Annotated in this window: 15 protein-coding genes; 9 read left to right on the forward strand and 6 right to left on the reverse strand. The window is 64.7% G+C overall.

Annotated features, from left to right (window positions below):
• The first annotated feature begins 68 nt into the window (after positions 1-68).
• Positions 69-1,010, forward strand: coding sequence for a Bax inhibitor-1/YccA family protein (locus tag CLV47_RS10155; protein ID WP_202862499.1), 942 nt, complete (start codon positions 69-71; stop codon positions 1,008-1,010).
• A gap of 76 nt (positions 1,011-1,086) precedes the next feature.
• Positions 1,087-2,667, forward strand: a complete 1,581-nt coding sequence (locus tag CLV47_RS10160; RefSeq protein WP_106348917.1) for a class I adenylate-forming enzyme family protein — start codon at positions 1,087-1,089, stop codon at positions 2,665-2,667.
• A gap of 83 nt (positions 2,668-2,750) precedes the next feature.
• Here the strand turns inward: CLV47_RS10160 and CLV47_RS10165 are convergent, their stop codons facing one another.
• Entirely contained in the window at positions 2,751-3,971 is a 1,221-nt protein-coding gene (locus tag CLV47_RS10165; RefSeq protein WP_106349035.1) for an acetyl-CoA C-acetyltransferase, read from the reverse strand.
• A 181-nt stretch (positions 3,972-4,152) separates the two neighbouring features.
• On the opposite strand from CLV47_RS10165, the gene CLV47_RS10170 reads away from it, so the two are divergent.
• Positions 4,153-5,199: a phosphotransferase family protein gene (locus CLV47_RS10170; protein WP_106348918.1), complete on the forward strand. Its 1,047-nt coding sequence runs from the start codon at positions 4,153-4,155 to the stop codon at positions 5,197-5,199.
• 16 nt (positions 5,200-5,215) lie between these two features.
• Here CLV47_RS10170 and CLV47_RS10175 read toward each other — a convergent pair whose 3' ends face one another.
• Complete coding sequence (locus tag CLV47_RS10175) at positions 5,216-6,061, reverse strand: GDSL-type esterase/lipase family protein (RefSeq protein WP_106348919.1); 846 nt, start codon at positions 6,059-6,061, stop codon at positions 5,216-5,218.
• Complete coding sequence (locus CLV47_RS10180; RefSeq protein WP_106349036.1) at positions 6,058-7,089, reverse strand: SGNH/GDSL hydrolase family protein; 1,032 nt, start codon at positions 7,087-7,089, stop codon at positions 6,058-6,060. The genes CLV47_RS10175 and CLV47_RS10180 overlap by 4 nt, the downstream gene beginning before the upstream one ends.
• A gap of 216 nt (positions 7,090-7,305) precedes the next feature.
• On the opposite strand from CLV47_RS10180, the gene CLV47_RS10185 reads away from it, so the two are divergent.
• From CLV47_RS10185 to ilvA, 3 genes are all read left to right on the forward strand, one after another.
• A complete protein-coding gene (locus CLV47_RS10185; protein ID WP_106348920.1) occupies positions 7,306-8,721 on the forward strand; it encodes a cystathionine beta-synthase in 1,416 nt (471 codons plus the stop codon).
• Positions 8,721-9,869: a cystathionine gamma-synthase gene (locus tag CLV47_RS10190; protein ID WP_106348921.1), complete on the forward strand. Its 1,149-nt coding sequence runs from the start codon at positions 8,721-8,723 to the stop codon at positions 9,867-9,869. The genes CLV47_RS10185 and CLV47_RS10190 overlap by 1 nt, the downstream gene beginning before the upstream one ends.
• Before the next feature lie 75 nt (positions 9,870-9,944).
• Complete coding sequence (gene ilvA, locus CLV47_RS10195; protein WP_202862500.1) at positions 9,945-11,174, forward strand: threonine ammonia-lyase; 1,230 nt, start codon at positions 9,945-9,947, stop codon at positions 11,172-11,174.
• Between the two features lie 15 nt (positions 11,175-11,189).
• Here the strand turns inward: ilvA and CLV47_RS10200 are convergent, their stop codons facing one another.
• A complete protein-coding gene (locus CLV47_RS10200; RefSeq protein WP_106348922.1) occupies positions 11,190-11,510 on the reverse strand; it encodes a DUF4333 domain-containing protein in 321 nt (106 codons plus the stop codon).
• Positions 11,507-11,995, reverse strand: a complete 489-nt coding sequence (gene greA / locus CLV47_RS10205; RefSeq protein ID WP_106348923.1) for a transcription elongation factor GreA — start codon at positions 11,993-11,995, stop codon at positions 11,507-11,509. Before greA ends, CLV47_RS10200 begins: the two co-directional genes overlap by 4 nt.
• Positions 11,996-12,218: 223 nt before the next feature.
• Between greA and mca the strand changes: the two genes are divergently transcribed.
• Positions 12,219-13,130: a mycothiol conjugate amidase Mca gene (gene mca, locus CLV47_RS10210; protein ID WP_106348924.1), complete on the forward strand. Its 912-nt coding sequence runs from the start codon at positions 12,219-12,221 to the stop codon at positions 13,128-13,130.
• Positions 13,127-13,555 carry a hypothetical protein gene (locus CLV47_RS10215; RefSeq protein WP_106348925.1) on the forward strand — a complete coding sequence of 143 codons (429 nt, stop codon included), beginning with the start codon at positions 13,127-13,129 and terminating at the stop codon, positions 13,553-13,555. The genes mca and CLV47_RS10215 overlap by 4 nt, the downstream gene beginning before the upstream one ends.
• A gap of 10 nt (positions 13,556-13,565) precedes the next feature.
• On the opposite strand, the gene CLV47_RS10220 is transcribed toward CLV47_RS10215, so the two are convergent.
• Positions 13,566-14,558, reverse strand: coding sequence for an NAD(P)/FAD-dependent oxidoreductase (locus CLV47_RS10220; protein ID WP_106349038.1), 993 nt, complete (start codon positions 14,556-14,558; stop codon positions 13,566-13,568).
• Between the two features lie 110 nt (positions 14,559-14,668).
• Between CLV47_RS10220 and CLV47_RS10225 the strand changes: the two genes are divergently transcribed.
• On the forward strand, positions 14,669-16,660 hold the full coding sequence (locus tag CLV47_RS10225) for a thioredoxin domain-containing protein (RefSeq protein WP_106349039.1): 1,992 nt from the start codon (positions 14,669-14,671) through the stop codon (positions 16,658-16,660).

Here is a 16,660-nt window from a genome sequence, read left to right on the forward strand (position 1 = left end):
GCCACTACCTGGTCAACACGACCTATCCTGATTCTTAGTTTCAACCGCATGTCGTACGAGGAGTTCACGTGACCAACGCAGCCCTTAAGCACGTCGTGGAAGGCGCGAAATCGCAATCGCCGTCCGCGTCGTACCAGAACTGGAATGTTCCCGGGCGTCCCGCTGGCCCCGGCCAGCCAGGCGGCCAGTACGGGCAGCCGGACCCCCAGATGGGTCAACCGGGCATGCCGTACGGCCAGCCGGGCATGCAGCAGATGCCCGGGCAGCCTGGATACCAGCCGCAGTACCAGCCGGCTCCGCCGCAGCAGAAGACTTCGGCTGCCGGTTACATGACCATGGACGACGTGGTCATCAAGACCGGCATCAGCGTGGCCACCGTGGTCGCGGCCGCAATCGCGACCTGGGTGATCTTCGGCCCGACGGACATCAACGACTCGAACGGTATGGGCACCGTGATGGGTATCGCCATCGGCGGTGCCATCATCGGCTTCGTACTTGCCTTGGTCAACTCGTTCAAGCGCACCCCGAGCGCACCGATGGTGCTGCTTTACTGTGTGGCCGAGGGTGCGTTCCTGGGCGGCATATCCGGCGTGTTTGAGATGATGTATCCGGGGATCGTCATCCAGGCGATCATCGGCACCGCGGGAGTCTTCCTTGGCATGCTGATCGTTTATCGCACGGGCGCGATCCGGGTGACGCCTAAGTTCCAGCGGTGGCTCACCGCGGCAGTCATCGGCGCCGTCGTGCTCATGCTGTTCAACCTTGGCTACTACCTGTTCACCGGCGAAATGTCGCTCCTTCGCGACGGCGGTCCGCTCGCGATCGGCTTCAGCCTGTTGATGATCGGCATCGCGGCCTTCACGTTCCTGTCCGACTTTGACATGGCCGACCAAGCTATCCGTCGGGGCGCTCCCAAGAACTTCGCGTGGGGCATCGCCTTCGGCCTGATCGTCTCGATCGTTTGGCTCTACATCGAGATCCTGCGGCTGCTGTCGTACTTCCGCGACTAGACGTCGTAGCACGAACTCCTCAGAGAGGGCCGGATACCGCATTGGTGTCCGGCCCTCTCTGCTAACGTCCGGACACATGGACATTGGTTATCTGACCCGGCAAACGACGTGGGACTTGCGACAGCTCGATCCGGATCGTCCGGCGCTATCACTCGAGGACGAGGTCACCTGGACATACGGCGAGCTCCACGCCCAGTCCAACGCCTATGCCAACAGCCTGCTCGGGCTCGGGGTCGGTAAAGGCGACCGGGTCGCAATCCTGATGCACAACTCAATGGAGTACTGGGCGCTGTACCTCGGCATCGTCAAGATCGGCGCGATCGCCGTACGCCTCAACTTCCGGCTCACGAGCGCGGAGTTGGAGTTCGTCATCGGCGACTCGGGCACGACAGTCCTGTGCCTGGACGACGGCGACGGGCTCGCCGAACGCATCGACGCAGTCCGAGACCGACTCGACGTGAGGGCGTACTTCTGTCTGGCGACCGGTGAGCGGCCGGCTGTGCCGCACTGGGCCCGTGCTTGGGATGAGCTAGCGGGCGGCTCGCGGGAGGAGCCCCCGGCCGAGCGCCCGTCGGATGACGACGCGGCCATGTTGATGTATACCTCCGGCACCACGGGGCGTCCCAAGGGCGCGCTCTGGACCCACGGCAACACGGCCTGGTTCGCCGCTATACAGGCAATGCGCTGGAAGTTTGGGCCCGAGACGGTAGCGATGGTCAACGGTCCGCTCTACCACGTCGGCGGCATCGAGGACTCCAGCATCGCCGCGCTTGCCACCGGCGGGCATGTGGTGATCATCCGCAGCGGTAAATTCGACATTCGCCGGGTGCTACAGATCGCCGCGCACCACGGTGTCACCGACGTTTTCCTCTTCCCGTTCATGATTTACGAGATGATCGACCTGCCCGATCTGGACGGGCTCGACCTGTCCAAGATGAAGCGGATTCTCTCGGGTGGTGACCCGGTGCTGCCGTACGCCATCAGCTGGCTGGTGGAGCGCTATCCGATCGAGTTCGTCCAGGTCTACGGGCTCACCGAGGGTACGCCGATCATCGCCGCCAGCCAGGGTGATGAGGCCCTTCGCTATCCCAACAGCGTCGGTCGGCCAATGCCGTTCAGCGAGATATCGATCCGGGACGATGAGGGCGGCGTACTGCCTGCCGGCGAGACTGGCGAGATCTGGACCCGTAGCCCGGTCGTATGCGGGGAATACTGGGGCCGGCCGGACGCGACCGCAGAGACGTTCGTCGACGGATGGTGCCGCACGGGCGACAACGGCTACACCAATGAGGCCGGCCTCTTAGTCGTCTCTGGTCGCAAGAAGGACATGATCCGCAGCGGCGGCGAGAACATCTATCCGGCCGAGCTCGAAGATGTGCTGATTCGGCACGAAGCCGTCCAGGACGTCGCGGTGATCGGCGTACCGGATCCGAAGTATAACGAGACCGTCTGCGCGGTGATCGTACAAGCGCCGGGAAAGACACTGACTGAGCAGGAGATCGTGGAGTTCTCCCGTGAGCACCTCGCGGGCTACAAGAAGCCGCGGTTCGTCGTGTTCGTCTCAGAACTGCCACGTACGCCGTCGGGCAAGATCATGAAGTTCGTACTGCGCGAGAAGTACCAGGGCATTCCGCAGGATACCAAGCCGTTGTCCTAAACCTTTCTACAAATCAAAAGTGGGGCGCCGGCACGATGCCGGCGCCCCACTCTTTGTGGTGCTGTACTAGTTCAGACGCTGCACTAGTTCAGACGCTCAAGGACCATTGCCATGCCCTGACCGCCGCCAACGCACATCGTCTCGAGGCCGATGGACTTGTCGTGCCATTCCAGCGAGTTGAGCAGTGTGCCGGTGATGCGCGCGCCGGTCATGCCGAACGGGTGACCAACCGCAATCGCGCCGCCGTTGACGTTGACCTTCTCCTCCGGGAGACCGAGCTCGCGGTACGACGGGATCACCTGGGCGGCGAACGCCTCGTTGATCTCGGCGAGGTCGATGTCGTCGATCGTCATACCGGCGTAGTGCAGCGCCTTCTTGGTCGCCTCGACCGGGCCGAGGCCCATGATCTCCGGCGAGAGGCCGGTGACGCCGGTGGAGACAATGCGAGCCAGCGGCTTGAGGCCGAGCTCTTTCGCCTTGGTATCACTCATGATCACGACCGCTGCCGAGCCGTCGTTGAGCGGGCAGCAGTTGGCTGCCGTGACGAGACCGTCGGGACGGAACACCGGCTTGAGCTGGCTGACCGCCTCGAGGGTGACGCCGGCGCGCGGGCCGTCGTCCTTGGAAACCACGGTGCCATCAGGAGTCGTGACCGGGGTGATCTCGCGCTCCCAGAAACCATCGTTGATGGCCTTCTCGGCGAGGTTCTGAGACCGTACGCCGAAAGCGTCCATCTCTTCGCGGGTGATGCCCTTGAGTCGCGCGACATTTTCCGCGGTCTGGCCCATCGCGATGTAGACGTCCGGGAGGTTGCCCTCGGTGCGCGGGTCGACCCACGAGTCGACGCCGCCGTCGGCGAGCTTCGCGCTGCGCGCCTTGGCCTCGTCGAAGATCGGGTTCTGGGTATTCGGGATGTTGTCGGAGTTGCCGTACTGGAACGACGAGACCAGTTCGGTGCCGGCCGAGATGAACACATCGCCTTCACCGGCGCGGATCGCGTGCATGGCCATCCGGGTCGTCTGCAACGACGACGAGCAGTATCGGGTCACAGTGGTGCCCGGGACGGTGTCCCAGCCGAGCTCGATGCCGACGACGCGAGCCATGTTGGAACCCTGCTGGCCACCGGGCAGGCCGCAGCCGAGGATTAGGTCGTCGATCATGGTGGGATCGAGCTGGGGGACCTTTTCCATTGCTGCCTGGATAGCGAGCACGGTCAGGTCGTCAGGACGGAAACTAGCCAGCGAGCCCTTCATGGCACGGCCGATTGGCGTGCGGGCGGTGGCGACGATTACTGCTTCAGGCAAGGTACGTCTCCTCATGTTGATTGGTGTGCGGCCGACGCTGTTGCCGCGGCCGGTGCCACGCTCATCGTAGGCTTCAAAGCCAGCCGACGAATACAGAGTGTGGCACAAAACCGAATCGGGTTCGGTTTTGCCTCGTCCCGTACTACCGTTTCGTCGTACCGATAACGATGGAGGACGCTAGATGAGCGCGACACGCGAGCCGGAGATCATTGGCCTTGACGGGCCGAAGGTGCAGAAGTGGATCGACGGGCTTGGGATCGGTGCTCAGCTGCCACTCACGTTCTCGCGCGTCGGCGCTGGTCAGTCCAACTTGACGTTTCTGGTGACCGACACTGATCGCGGCAGATGGGTACTTCGCCGGCCTCCTCTGGGCAAGCTCCTTGCCTCGGCGCACGACGTTGCCCGCGAACATCGCATCCTCACCTCGATCGAGGATTCGTCCGTGCCAACGCCCGCGGTCTATGGATTGTGCACCGACCCAGAAGTGACCGACGTACCGCTGATGCTGGTGGAGTACGTCGACGGCCGGGTCATCGACGATCTAGCCACCGCAGAGGCGCTCACCGAGGATCAGCGCCGGCGCACCGGACTGTCGCTCGCGCGCACTCTCGGCAAGGTGCACGAGGTCGATCTGGAGGCCACCGGCCTGGACACCCTGGCCAGTCATAAACCGTACGCCGAACGCCAGCTCAAGCGGTGGCGGATGCAATGGGAGGGGTCGCACTCGCGGGACGTGCCCTTGGTCAACGAGCTGGCCGATCGGCTCGCCGCCGCGGTGCCCGAGCAGCGCGAGCTCGCATTGGTTCACGGCGACTTTCACCTGCTTAATGTGATCACGGATCCGACCAGCTGCGAGGTATCGGCCGTACTGGACTGGGAGCTGTGCACGCTCGGCGATCCGCTGGCCGATGTGGGCGGGCTGTTGGCCTACTGGCCGCAGCAGGGTGACCTGCCGGTGCCGCATGCCGCGCCGACCCTGCCCGGGTTCCCGACCCACGCGCAACTGGTTGCCGAGTACGCCGCCGCGACCGGCCGGGACACCTCCGACGTCGGGTTCTGGCACGTGCTCGGTCTCTGGAAGATCGCGATCATCAGCGACGGTGTGCGCCGCCGCGCGGAAGACGACCCGCGCAACGCATACCAGGTCCGCAGCGGACCCTCACGCGACGAGATCATCGACGCGCTGTTGGCGCGCGCCGCGAGAGAAGCCGACGCTATCGGGCTGTAATGCCCGGGGTGCTCGGCTAGGCGCGGGACTTGGTCGAGCGCTCGCAGGCCGACCGTATGGCGGGGATGAGGCGTTCGGCGATCAGCCGGTAACCGTCCGGTGATGGGTGGAAGCCGTCCGGGCAGATCGTCCCGGGGTCGGCCCGAAACAGCGGACCGAGCTCCTCGGCCAGGTTGATCACCGTCGCGCCGGCGTCTTCGGCGGCCGCTGCCTGCGCGGCCGCGATCTTGCGTGAGCGCCAGCTCCACAGCGTGCGCAACGGTGCGCCGACGCAGCGCACGGCCCCGAGGTCGGGGGCGGTGGCGACGACGACTTGAACGCCGCCGCTGCGCAGCGAGCTGACCGCGCGCAGCATGGCGCGTGATATCTCGCTGATCGAACCCCAGCTGGTCGAGTCCAGCGATCCGACCACGATCAACGCGACGTCGTAAGGATCGTCCTCGGAGGTGATGAGGGCGCGGCTGACTTGGATCCGCACATCGGAGGTGCGTGAGTTGGCGACCGCGACGCTGGTGACGTCGACCTTGTAACCGGCGTTGACGATGCCCTGACCGATTCGCCCGCCGAGCGAGTCCTCGACTTTGTGGGCGCCGACGCTAATCGCGAGGCTGTCGCCGAGCAACGCGAACTTGATCCGCGTCGCGGAGTCGGTTCCTCCAGACCCGCCGACCTCGGGGGCGGTACGCGGGTCGACCATCGGGCGTCGTTTGGCCGACGAGACCTGCGCGGCCAGTACGCCGCCAAGCGTGGCAACGCCGAGTGCGAGACCGGCGGCGAGACCGGTCCCCGCGATCGTGGCTAACCTTCGAGCGTTGTACGTCGAACGACTCCGACTGGCGACCGTGTCCATCATCATGCTCATGCTCCCAGCTTGTCTTGGTCCGGGTGATGCTCGTTGTGTCGCAGCGGTGCCGGCAACGGGATCGGCAGTAGTCGCCGGACGGTGCCCCACATGCTGGTAGTGCCATCCAGTCGGGCACGTCCTTCGCCGATCACTTCGGCGCCGGTCTGGGCCGAGGCGCGTTGGGCAGTGGACTCGATGGAGCGCGCGCGGTTCTTCATCCGGGTCAGTATGTGCTCGCGCGAGATCGGCCAGTAGCCGAGCACGTCGGCGACGGACGGGAGCACGAGCGACGCGGCGGCGGCATATCCCGCACCCGACGGGTGGAAACCGTCATCGCTCCACATTTCGAAGTTCTGCGCGAATACCGGGCCAAGCGCGCTGCCGAGTGACACCGTGCGCCCGCCGGCCTCGACCACGGCGACCACCTGTGCGGCCGCGAGTTGGCGACTCCAGCGACGCGCTATCGAGCGGAGTGGTTGCGGAATAGGACGGACCGTCCCGAGGTCGGGGCACGTGCCGACGACGACACCGACGTCGGCAGCTCGTAAGCGGCGTACGGCGTCGCCGAGCTGGCTGACCGCGACCTCGACCCGAGTACGCGCGGTGACGTCGTTGGTGCCGATCATGATGACAGCGACATCGGGATTGTGGGGGAGCGCGTCGGTGATCTGGGCATCGAGGTCCTTGGACTCCGAACCGCTGATTGCGACCCGCACCAGCCGCACGGGGCGGCCGGACAGGTTGGAGAGGCCGGCCGCAATGAGCACGCCCGGGGTTTCAGTGACGTCGTCGACACCGAGACCGACCGCGGACGAGTCGCCCATGATGGCTAGCACGATGGGCTCGCCGGTGCCGCTACCCCAGATGCCGTTGCCGGTCGGTGGATCGTTGATTGGCGTGCGCGCTTCTACCTTGCGTCGAGCCAGTCGAGCTTCGCCGACAAGAACGGTCGCGGCGCTGGTAACGACGGCGGCCGCGGCGGCACCGATCATCCCGACACCCACGAATAGTCGGCGGCGATCAAGCAACCGACTGGTGCGCAACATTGTGAAAGACCCTCCTAGGAACTGGGTAGAGCCGAACTTCTCGTCGTCAAACCCCACTGCGATTGACGGCGGCCGGGACCATGGTCGATGGCGCTCCGACACCTCTAGTTTACGTGCCTAGGATGGGTGTGCAGCGCGATGAGTTCCTCCACTGTCGCATACAGGAGCAACGGGATTTATCGGCTGCCTAATCACACGTCGAGGAGTTGCTTGAGAATGCGCAGTTTGCCTCCGGGTCCGGAGACCTACGCCACGACCGTTGTCGACCTGATCGGCGACACACCACTGGTGCAACTACGGTCCGTCATTAAGGACGTGGCCGATCCTGACGAGGGGCCACTTGTGCTGGTCAAGGTCGAATACGTCAACCCCGGGGGATCGGTGAAGGACCGGATCGCGGTGCGGATGATCGACGCCGCGGAGAAGTCTGGCGCACTCAAGCCGGGCGGCACGATCGTGGAGCCGACCAGCGGCAACACCGGCGTGGGCCTGGCCATCGTCGCGCAGCAGCGCGGCTATAGCTGCATCTTCGTGTGCCCGGACAAGGTATCCGACGACAAGGTCAACACGTTGCGGGCGTACGGGGCGGACGTGGTCGTCTGCCCAACCGCTGTCGAACCCGATCATCCGGACTCCTATTATTCGGTGTCCGACCGGCTCGTCCGCGACACTCCGGGTGCCTGGAAACCGGACCAGTACTCCAACCAAGAGGGCCCCAACAGCCACTACCACTCCACCGGCCCGGAGATCTGGGCGCAGACCCAGGGCAAGGTCACGCATTTTGTGGCCGGCATCGGTACAGGTGGGACGATTACCGGCACCGGGCGATATCTGCGTGAGGTATCCGACAATAAGGTCAAGATCATCGGAGCGGACCCCGAAGGTTCGGTCTACTCCGGCGGCAACGGTCGCCCCTACTTAGTTGAGGGTGTCGGCGAGGACTTTTGGCCGGCGGCGTACGACCCGTCCGTGGTCAGTGACATCATCGCGGTGAGTGATACTGAGTCGTTCGACATGACCCGGCGCCTCGCCCGCGAAGAGGGCCTGCTGGTTGGTGGATCGTGCGGGATGGCCGTCGTGGCGGCACTTCGGCTGGCCGAGACCTGCGGACCGGACGACGTCATCGTCGTACTCCTGCCGGATGGCGGTCGCGGGTACCTTTCCAAGATCTTTAACGACGAGTGGATGTCCGGCTACGGGTTCATCAAGAACCCGCACCAGGAGACGGTCGGCGAGGTGTTGCGGCGGAAGAGTGGTGCGCTGCCGCAGCTCGTGCACACGCATCCGTCCGAGACCGTCAAGGAAGCGGTCGACATACTGCGCGAGTACGGCGTCTCGCAGATGCCCGTCGTACGCGCCGAACCACCCGTCATGTCTGCCGAGGTCGTCGGGTCGGTCGTCGAACGCGACCTGATGGGCCTGTTGTTCACCGGCAAGGCACACATGACCGACCGGGTCGACAAGCACATGTCGCCGCCGCTGCGCATGATCGGTTCCGGTGAGCCGGTGAGCGTCGCGGTCAGCGCGATGGAGACCTCCGATGCCGCGCTCGTGCTGGACGACGGCAAGCCGGTGGGCATCATCGCCCGCCAAGACCTATTGAGCCACCTCTCTGATCGGAACAACGACTAATGGACTGGACAGAATCCGGAATCGAGACCCGCGCGATCCATGCTGGGCAGGAGCCCGACGCGCAGACCGGTGCGGTGGTGGTGCCGATCTACGCGACGTCGACGTACGCCCAGGACGGCGTCGGCGGACTGCGCCAGGGATACGAGTACAGCCGCACCGGTAATCCCACCCGTACGGCGCTGGAAGAGTCCCTCGCCTCGCTCGAGGTAGGCAAGCGTGCCTTCGCGTTTGGCTCGGGGCTGGCGGCCACCGACACGTTCATCAGGTCGGCCTGCAAGCAGGGCGACGAGGTGATCTTGCCGATCGACGCGTACGGCGGGTCCTACCGGCTCTTCACCAAGGTGCTCGCCGAGTGGGGCCTCAAAGTCACCCCGGTCCCGCTGAGCGACCTGGACGCGGTCAGGGCCGCCGTCACCGACAAGACCCGGGTCATCTGGTGCGAGACCCCGACCAACCCGATGCTGAGCCTCGCCGACATCCCCGCGTTGGCGCAGATCGCGCACGAGGCCGGCGCGCTGCTGGCGGTCGACAACACGTTCGCGACGCCGTACCTGCAGCGTCCGATCACCCTCGGCGCCGACGTTGTCGTGCACTCGATGACCAAATACCTCGGTGGGCACTCCGACACCGTCGCCGGTGCGGTCATCGTCAACGACGACGTGCTCGCGGACAAGATCGCCTTCCACCAAAACGCGATCGGCGCCATCTGCGGGCCATTCGATGCGTGGCTCGTCCTGCGTGGCATCAAGACCCTCGGCGTACGGATGGACAGGCACGCCGAAAACGCCGAACGGATCGTGGAGTTTCTCGGTACGTCCGCGAAGGTCACGAAGGTGCACTATCCGGGTCTCCCAGACCATCCCGGCCACGACATCGCGGCGAAGCAGATGAAGAACTTCGGCGGCATGGTGTCGTTCCAGGTCGCCGGCGGACCCGAGGAAGCCAAGCGGATCGTCGCGGCCACCAAGGTCTTCACCCTCGGTGAGTCGCTCGGTGGAGTCGAGTCACTGATCGAGTTTCCGGCGACGATGACGCACGCGTCGGTCGCCGGTTCACCGCTCGAGGTGCCCGACGACCTGATCCGGCTGTCAGTAGGCATTGAGACCGCAGACGACCTGATCGCCGACCTGCGCGAAGCGCTGGGTTAGGCGCTCTTCATAACGTCATGCGGTCTGGTCGCTGCGGCGGCCACTTCGTACGACGATGTTCTAGAGTCAGGTGTTGTGGTCCCTTCCATCCCATCGCTGGTCACGCTCGCGGAAGTGGAGTCGGCACGTGCAGTGATCGAGGGCGTGCTGCGGCAGACTCCGCTTGAGTTGAGCCGCGCGCTACAGTCGCCTGCTGGCGGTCCGGCGTACCTCAAATGCGAGAACTTGCAGCGGACCGGATCGTTCAAGATCCGTGGCGCGTACGTGCGGATCTCTCGGCTCACGGCAGCGGAGCGCGCCCGTGGGGTCGTCGCCGCAAGCGCCGGAAACCATGCGCAAGGTGTCGCGCTGGCCGCATCGATACTGGGGGCAAAGTCGCGGGTCTTCATGCCGGTCAGCGCGCCGCTTCCAAAACTGGCCGCGACCAAGGCATACGGCGCCGAGGTTGAACTGGTCGGTGAAAACCTTGGCGTGTCGTTGATCGCTGCCCAGGAGTACGCCGAGCGCACTGGAGCCGTTTTCATCCACCCGTTCGACCATCGCGATCTCATCGCTGGGCAGGGGACCGTCGGGCTGGAAATTCTCGAGCAGTGCCCGTCGGTCCGCACGATCCTTGTCGGCACCGGCGGCGGTGGTCTGCTCTCTGGGATCGGTGCCGCGGTCAAGGGAATCGCACCGGACGTGGCGGTTGTCGGCGTACAGGCTGCCGGTGCAGCGGCGTTCCCTCCGTCGCTCGCCGCCGGGCACCCGGTCGGGCTCGTATCGATGAACACGATGGCCGACGGCATCGCCGTGCCGAAGCCGGCTCAGATCACTTACGACAACGTGACGGCGTACGTCGATGAGATCGTGTCGGTCGGCGAGGAGTCGATTTCACGGGCGCTGTTGCTGTGCTTGGAGCGCGCGAAGATGGTGATCGAACCAGCCGGAGCGGCTTCCGTGGCCGGGCTGTTGCAGTACCCCGGCCGGTTTGAACCGCCGGTCGTAGCAGTGTTATCCGGCGGCAACATCGATCCGATCCTGCTGATGCGGGTGATCCAGCACGGCATGATCGCGGCCGGTCGCTACCTGTCGCTGCGGGTGACCGTGCCCGACTCGCCGGGCTCGTTGGCGCGGTTACTGGCGGCGATCGCAGACGCCGGCGCCAACGTCCTCGATGTGGAGCATTCGAGAGTGGACTCAGACCTGCACCTCGGTGAGGTGCAGGTCGACGTGCGGCTGGAGACGAAAGGCTCGAGTCACCAGGCGGAGGTTGTCGCATGCCTGCGCGAGCGAGAGTACGGTGTCGTCGCGCAGGTGCGCTAGCAAGCGGGCGGCCTGCTACTTCTCCTCGATGTCGACGATCTCCCACTGGATGTCGCTGCCATCGACAGACTTCACCTCGATGGTTGCGGTTCCCTTGCTGCCTTTGGCCTCAAGTTCGCACTTGACGGTGGCGCCCTTCTTGGCCTCCAGGTCATCGGCACATTGCACGGTGGCGTCCGGGATGCCGGCCTGCGACTCGAGCGCGCTTTTGACCTCTTTTTCAAGGTCGTCCTTGTCGACCGTTTTGGAACACCCGGCCAACGCAAGCAGCGGGACCGTTGCGAATACGGCGAGCCGTGGAAGACGCTTGTGCCGGATGGCGGTGCTGACACTCATCCGTTAAACCCTTCCACGTCGACGACCTCGACGGTGATGTCCTTGCCGGTCGGGGCGGTGTAGGTGACCTTTTCGCCCTTCTGGTGACCGAGCAGCGCGGCGCCAAGCGCGGACTCCGGAGAGTAGACCTGCAGCTCGGTGGTCGCGGCGATCTCGCGCGAGCCGATGAGGAACTTCTCTTCGTCATCGTCTCCGACGTACTTGATTTTTACGACGCTGCCGATTCCGATCTCACCGGTGTTTTTCGGCGGTTCGGCGACGTGCGCGGTGCGGATGATCTCCTCGAGCTGGCGGATGCGGCCCTCTTGTTTGCCCTGCTCTTCGCGGGCAGCGTGGTAGCCACCGTTTTCCTTGAGGTCACCCTCTTCGCGACGCGCGTTGATTTCGGTCGCGACTGCTGAGCGGTTTTCAATCAGCTCGTCGAGCTCTTCTTGCAGCTTGTCGACAGCAGCCTGCGTTAGCCAAGTTTTCTTGTCGTCAGACACGGGAAATCAGACTCCTATACGGGCGTTGTACGGGCAAAAAGGCAATCCGGTGAATCTACCGTATGACAAAACGAATTGAAGTGGTGGCGTGCTGCTGGCCGTTGCGCAAAGTCAAACGGTGATGAGGCAGCGGTTATATGGCCGGTTTTTATGAGACTGGGTTTATAAGACGTTTGAGGCACCTCGGGGTGCGCGCGCGGCGAGCATCGGCGACAATGGGTTAATGCCTCAGCACCAAGATTCCCCGTTGCGTCTTATGGCCGTTCACGCGCACCCCGACGACGAGTCGAGCAAAGGTGCCGCGACGATGGCGCGGTACGCCGCCGAGGGCGCCGACGTATTGGTCGTGACGTGCACCGGCGGCGAGCGGGGCAGTGTCCTCAATCCGGCGCTTGACACACCGGAGACGGCCGAGAATATGTCGGATATCCGCCGCATCGAGATGGACCGTGCGCGCGAAATCCTTGGCGTCAACCAGTCCTGGCTCGGTTTCGTCGACTCCGGCTGGCCCGATGGTGACCCGCGTCCGCCGCTGCCCGAAGGCTGTTTCGGGCTCACGCCATTGGACGAGTCGGTGCCGCGGCTGGTGCGGCTGATGCGCGAGTTCCGCCCGCATGTCGTTATTACCTACGACGAGAAGGGCGGCTATCCGCATCCTGACCACGTCATGTGCCACACCGTATCGATGGCGGCGTACGAGGCAAGTGGTGATCCCGACCAGTACCCGGATCAGGGCGAACCGTGGCAGCCGTTGAAGCTCTATTACCACATGAATATGTCTCGTCGTCGCCTCGAAGCGATCGACGCACTGCTTGTCGAGCGCGGCCGGGATCGGGTGTACGACGAGTGGATTGCCAACTGGGGCGATCGGCCGGACACGTACTCGCGCATTACCACGCGAGTGCCATGCGCCGACTACTTCGAGCAGCGTGACGATGCGCTGCGCGCACACGCCACCCAGATCGATCCGTACGGTCGCTGGTTCGCGGCGCCGTTGGAAATTCAAAAGGAAGCGTGGCCGACCGAGGACTTTGAGCTCGCGTCTGCGGTCTTCGAGGCCCCTGTTCCCGAGGATGATCTCTTCGCCGGTGTGCGCGACTATTTGGACTCGCAGTCGACAGAGGTGACGGCATGACCTACATCCTGCTAGCGGCCGGTGGCGGTTCAGAGGCCGATAAGGCAGCGCCCCTGGGCCTCTTTGTGATCCTGGCGCTGCTCGTCGCGGTGTTTTTCCTGGCCCGCTCGATGGTCAAACAAGTACGTAAGGTGCCGAGGTCGTTCGATGGTCTCGATGATCACGGCACCGAGCGCCCCAAGCTCGGTGAGGCCGCGACACCCACAGCGATGACCGATGATGAAGGCGCCGTCGAAGTCACGCCTCGACTGTTGCAGACTCCACCCCGGCTGGGGACCCCCGACGAGTATTACGGCCCGGACGGCAAGCGTCCTCAGAAGAATCAAGGCAGCAGGGCACAGCAGAAGGCGCGCCTGCGGGCGCGCAAACAGCAGCTCAAGGCACGCAAGTCGCCGGGTCAATCTTCGGCTAAGTCCAAGCCGTAATGCGCCTGGGTTAGTGCGGATCGGAACTGTGGCCGGGAAAGACCTTCTTCGTCGGGTCGATGGTCACCACTGAGTTGTTGACCGCGGTGGCCGCTTCGCCAAAGCCGACCGAGATTAGCCGCACTTTAGCGTCCCAGTAGTCCTTGTAGTCGATGATGTCGCCGGCCGCGAACACCCGCGTCAAGTTGGTGCGCATCGTCGGGTCGACCACAATGTGACGTTTGTGCTGTTCGAGGCCCCAGGTAGCGAAGGCGCTGAGGTCGGCTGTGAATCCGAGTGCTGCGACCACCGACTGGATTTGGAGCGTGCGACGGTCGGCGTTGCCGCTGTGGAAGATTTCCACGGATGTCACATCCGGGTCGCCGATGATCCGGCCGACCTCCCAGGGCGTCATGACCTCGGTCGGGCCCGCCAGCACCTTGGCGACGCTGCCTTCGTGGGCGCGGAACTTGTCGCGGCGGTGAATCAGCGTGATCGACTTCGCGATGGGCTCGAGACTTTGCGCCCAGTCGAACGCCGAGTCGCCACCGCCGACGATGAGGACGTCCAGACCCTTCAGGTCGTCGAGCTTGGGCACGAAGTAGCGCAGGCCGTGATCTTCGTAGGTCTCGGCATCCGGCAGCGGCCGGGGCGTGAAGGTGCCGATGCCGCCGGTGATGATGACAGCCTTGGCGCGGACCGTGAGGTCACGGTGGCTGCCGACGTCGACGTAGTCCTCGGTGCTGACGAGGCTCTCGGCGCGGTGGCCGAGTAGATATTGCGGTTCGAACGGCGCCACCTGTTCGACAAGGGCGTCGACAAGTAGCTGCCCTTTGATCTCGGGATAGCCGGCGACGTCGTAGATCATCTTCTCCGGATAGAGCGCCGAGATCTGACCGCCTGCCTGGGGCAGAGAGTCCATGATGGCGACCGAGAGGCCGCGAAATCCTGCGTAGTACGCGGCGTACAGGCCGGTCGGGCCGGCGCCGACGATCAACAGGTCCACTTCGATAGGTTGCGACATGATCACGACATTAAGCGTCTGTCGTGCGCTGGCCAAGCCCATTGCCCCGGACCGTGGCCGCGACGTTGCCGGCCGTACGGTGCGAGGTGGATTCGTGGCAGGGTGGAGACATGGCTAACCGTCTCGCGACTTCGATGTCGCCGTACCTCCAACAGCACGCTGATAACCCGGTCGACTGGTGGCCGTGGGGAGAGGACGCGCTCGCCGAAGCGCGCCGCCGCGACGTGCCGGTATTCATCTCGATTGGGTACGCCGCCTGCCATTGGTGTCATGTGATGGCGCACGAGTCGTTTGAGGATGCCGAAACCGCAGCGCAGCTCAACGACGAGTTCGTGTGCATCAAGATCGATCGTGAGGAGCACCCCGACGTCGACGCGGTCTATATGGAGGCCACGCAGGCGTTGACCGGACAGGGCGGCTGGCCGATGAGTGTGTTCGCGACCGCGGACGGTAAGCCGTTCTACTGCGGCACTTATTATCCGACGACGCCCATGCATGGGTTGCCGTCGTTCCGGCAACTGCTCGCGGCGGTTACCGACTCGTGGCGCAATCGGCGCCAAGAGCTCGACGAGTCGGCGACCGCCATCGCCGCGCAGCTGGGGCACGGTGTGAATCTCGGTACGACCGAGGCGGTATCAACTCCGATGCAAGACCAGGCAGTGGCGCGGCTGATGCGTGACTTCGACCGTACCAACGGTGGATTCGGTGGGGCGCCGAAGTTTCCGCCGGCGACTGTACTGACGTTTTTGCTTGACTACACGGGACGGCGTACGTCGCCTGACGCGAGCACGATGATCGATCAGACCTGCGAGGCGATGGCCCGGGGCGGCATGTACGACCAGCTCGCCGGTGGGTTTGCCCGCTACAGCGTCGACGCGACCTGGACCGTGCCGCATTTCGAGAAGATGCTCTATGACAATGCGCTTCTCACGCGGATCTACACGCATTGGTACCGCGCCACCGGTAGCGCGTTGGGTCGGCGGATCGCGATGGAGTCGGCGGACTTCATGCTGCGTGACCTGGGTACGGCGCAAGGAGGGCTGGCTTCGGCGCTCGATGCTGACACCGAGGGCGAAGAGGGCCTGACCTATGTCTGGACACCGCAGCAGATCGTCGACGTACTTGGCGACCCGGCCGCGTGCGCGACGTTTGGTGTCACTGAGGAGGGCACGTTCGAGCGCGGGATGTCGGTGCTTCAGCTGCCTCACGATCCCGCCGACCTCGACCAGTACGCCGAGGCGAAGCAAGCTCTTCTTGCGGCGCGAAACAAACGACCGCAACCGACGAGGGACGACAAGGTTGTCGCGGCGTGGAATGGCATGGCCATTACCGCGCTGTGCGAGCTCGGCCGGCAGATCGGTGAGGACAGGTACGTCGACGCGGCGCAGCGAATCGGTGATCTGTTGCTTGAGGTGCATATCGTCGATGGGCGGGTACGCCGGGTCTCCCGCGACGGCAAGGCGGGCGAAGCGACCGGCGTACTGGAGGACTATGCCTGGATCAGTACGGCGTTTCTGCAGCTGCATACGGCGACCGGCGAGCGCCGTTGGCTGGACGCCGCGACCGAGCTGATCGACGTCACGATGGAGCACTTCGCGGGCGCCGGTCCGGCCGAGTTCTTTGACACCGCAGACGATGCGCCTGCGCTGATCGTCCGCCCGGCAGAGGCCGTTGACGGGCCGACACCGTCCGGTATCGCTACGTTTGCCGGCACGCTCGTCCTCGCGGCCGCTCTCACCGGCAACGATGCATACCGCAGCACGGCCGAGCTGATATGTGCCCGACTCACGCCGTTGGTGCAGGGTGCGCCGCGCGCCGCGGGCTGGATCGCGAGTGTCAATGAGGCGCTGCTTGCCGGACCCGTGCAGATCGCGGTTACGGGCCCCGCGGGCGCCGATCGCGATCGACTCGCCGACCTGGCGCTCGGCTATCGGGGCGCCGGGGCCGTCGTGATGGTCGGTACGCCGAACGCCAACTCACCGCTGCTGGATGAGCGAGCGAGCGGTACGCCAACCGCCTATGTGTGCCGCGGGTTCGTCTGCGAGCTGCCGGCGACGTCAGAGGAGCAACTGCGCGGTCAGCTCGCCGCACTGACCCACTAG

Origin of the sequence: Antricoccus suffuscus (assembly GCF_003003235.1) — a bacterium.
Classification (GTDB): Bacteria; Actinomycetota; Actinomycetes; order Mycobacteriales; family Antricoccaceae; genus Antricoccus; species Antricoccus suffuscus.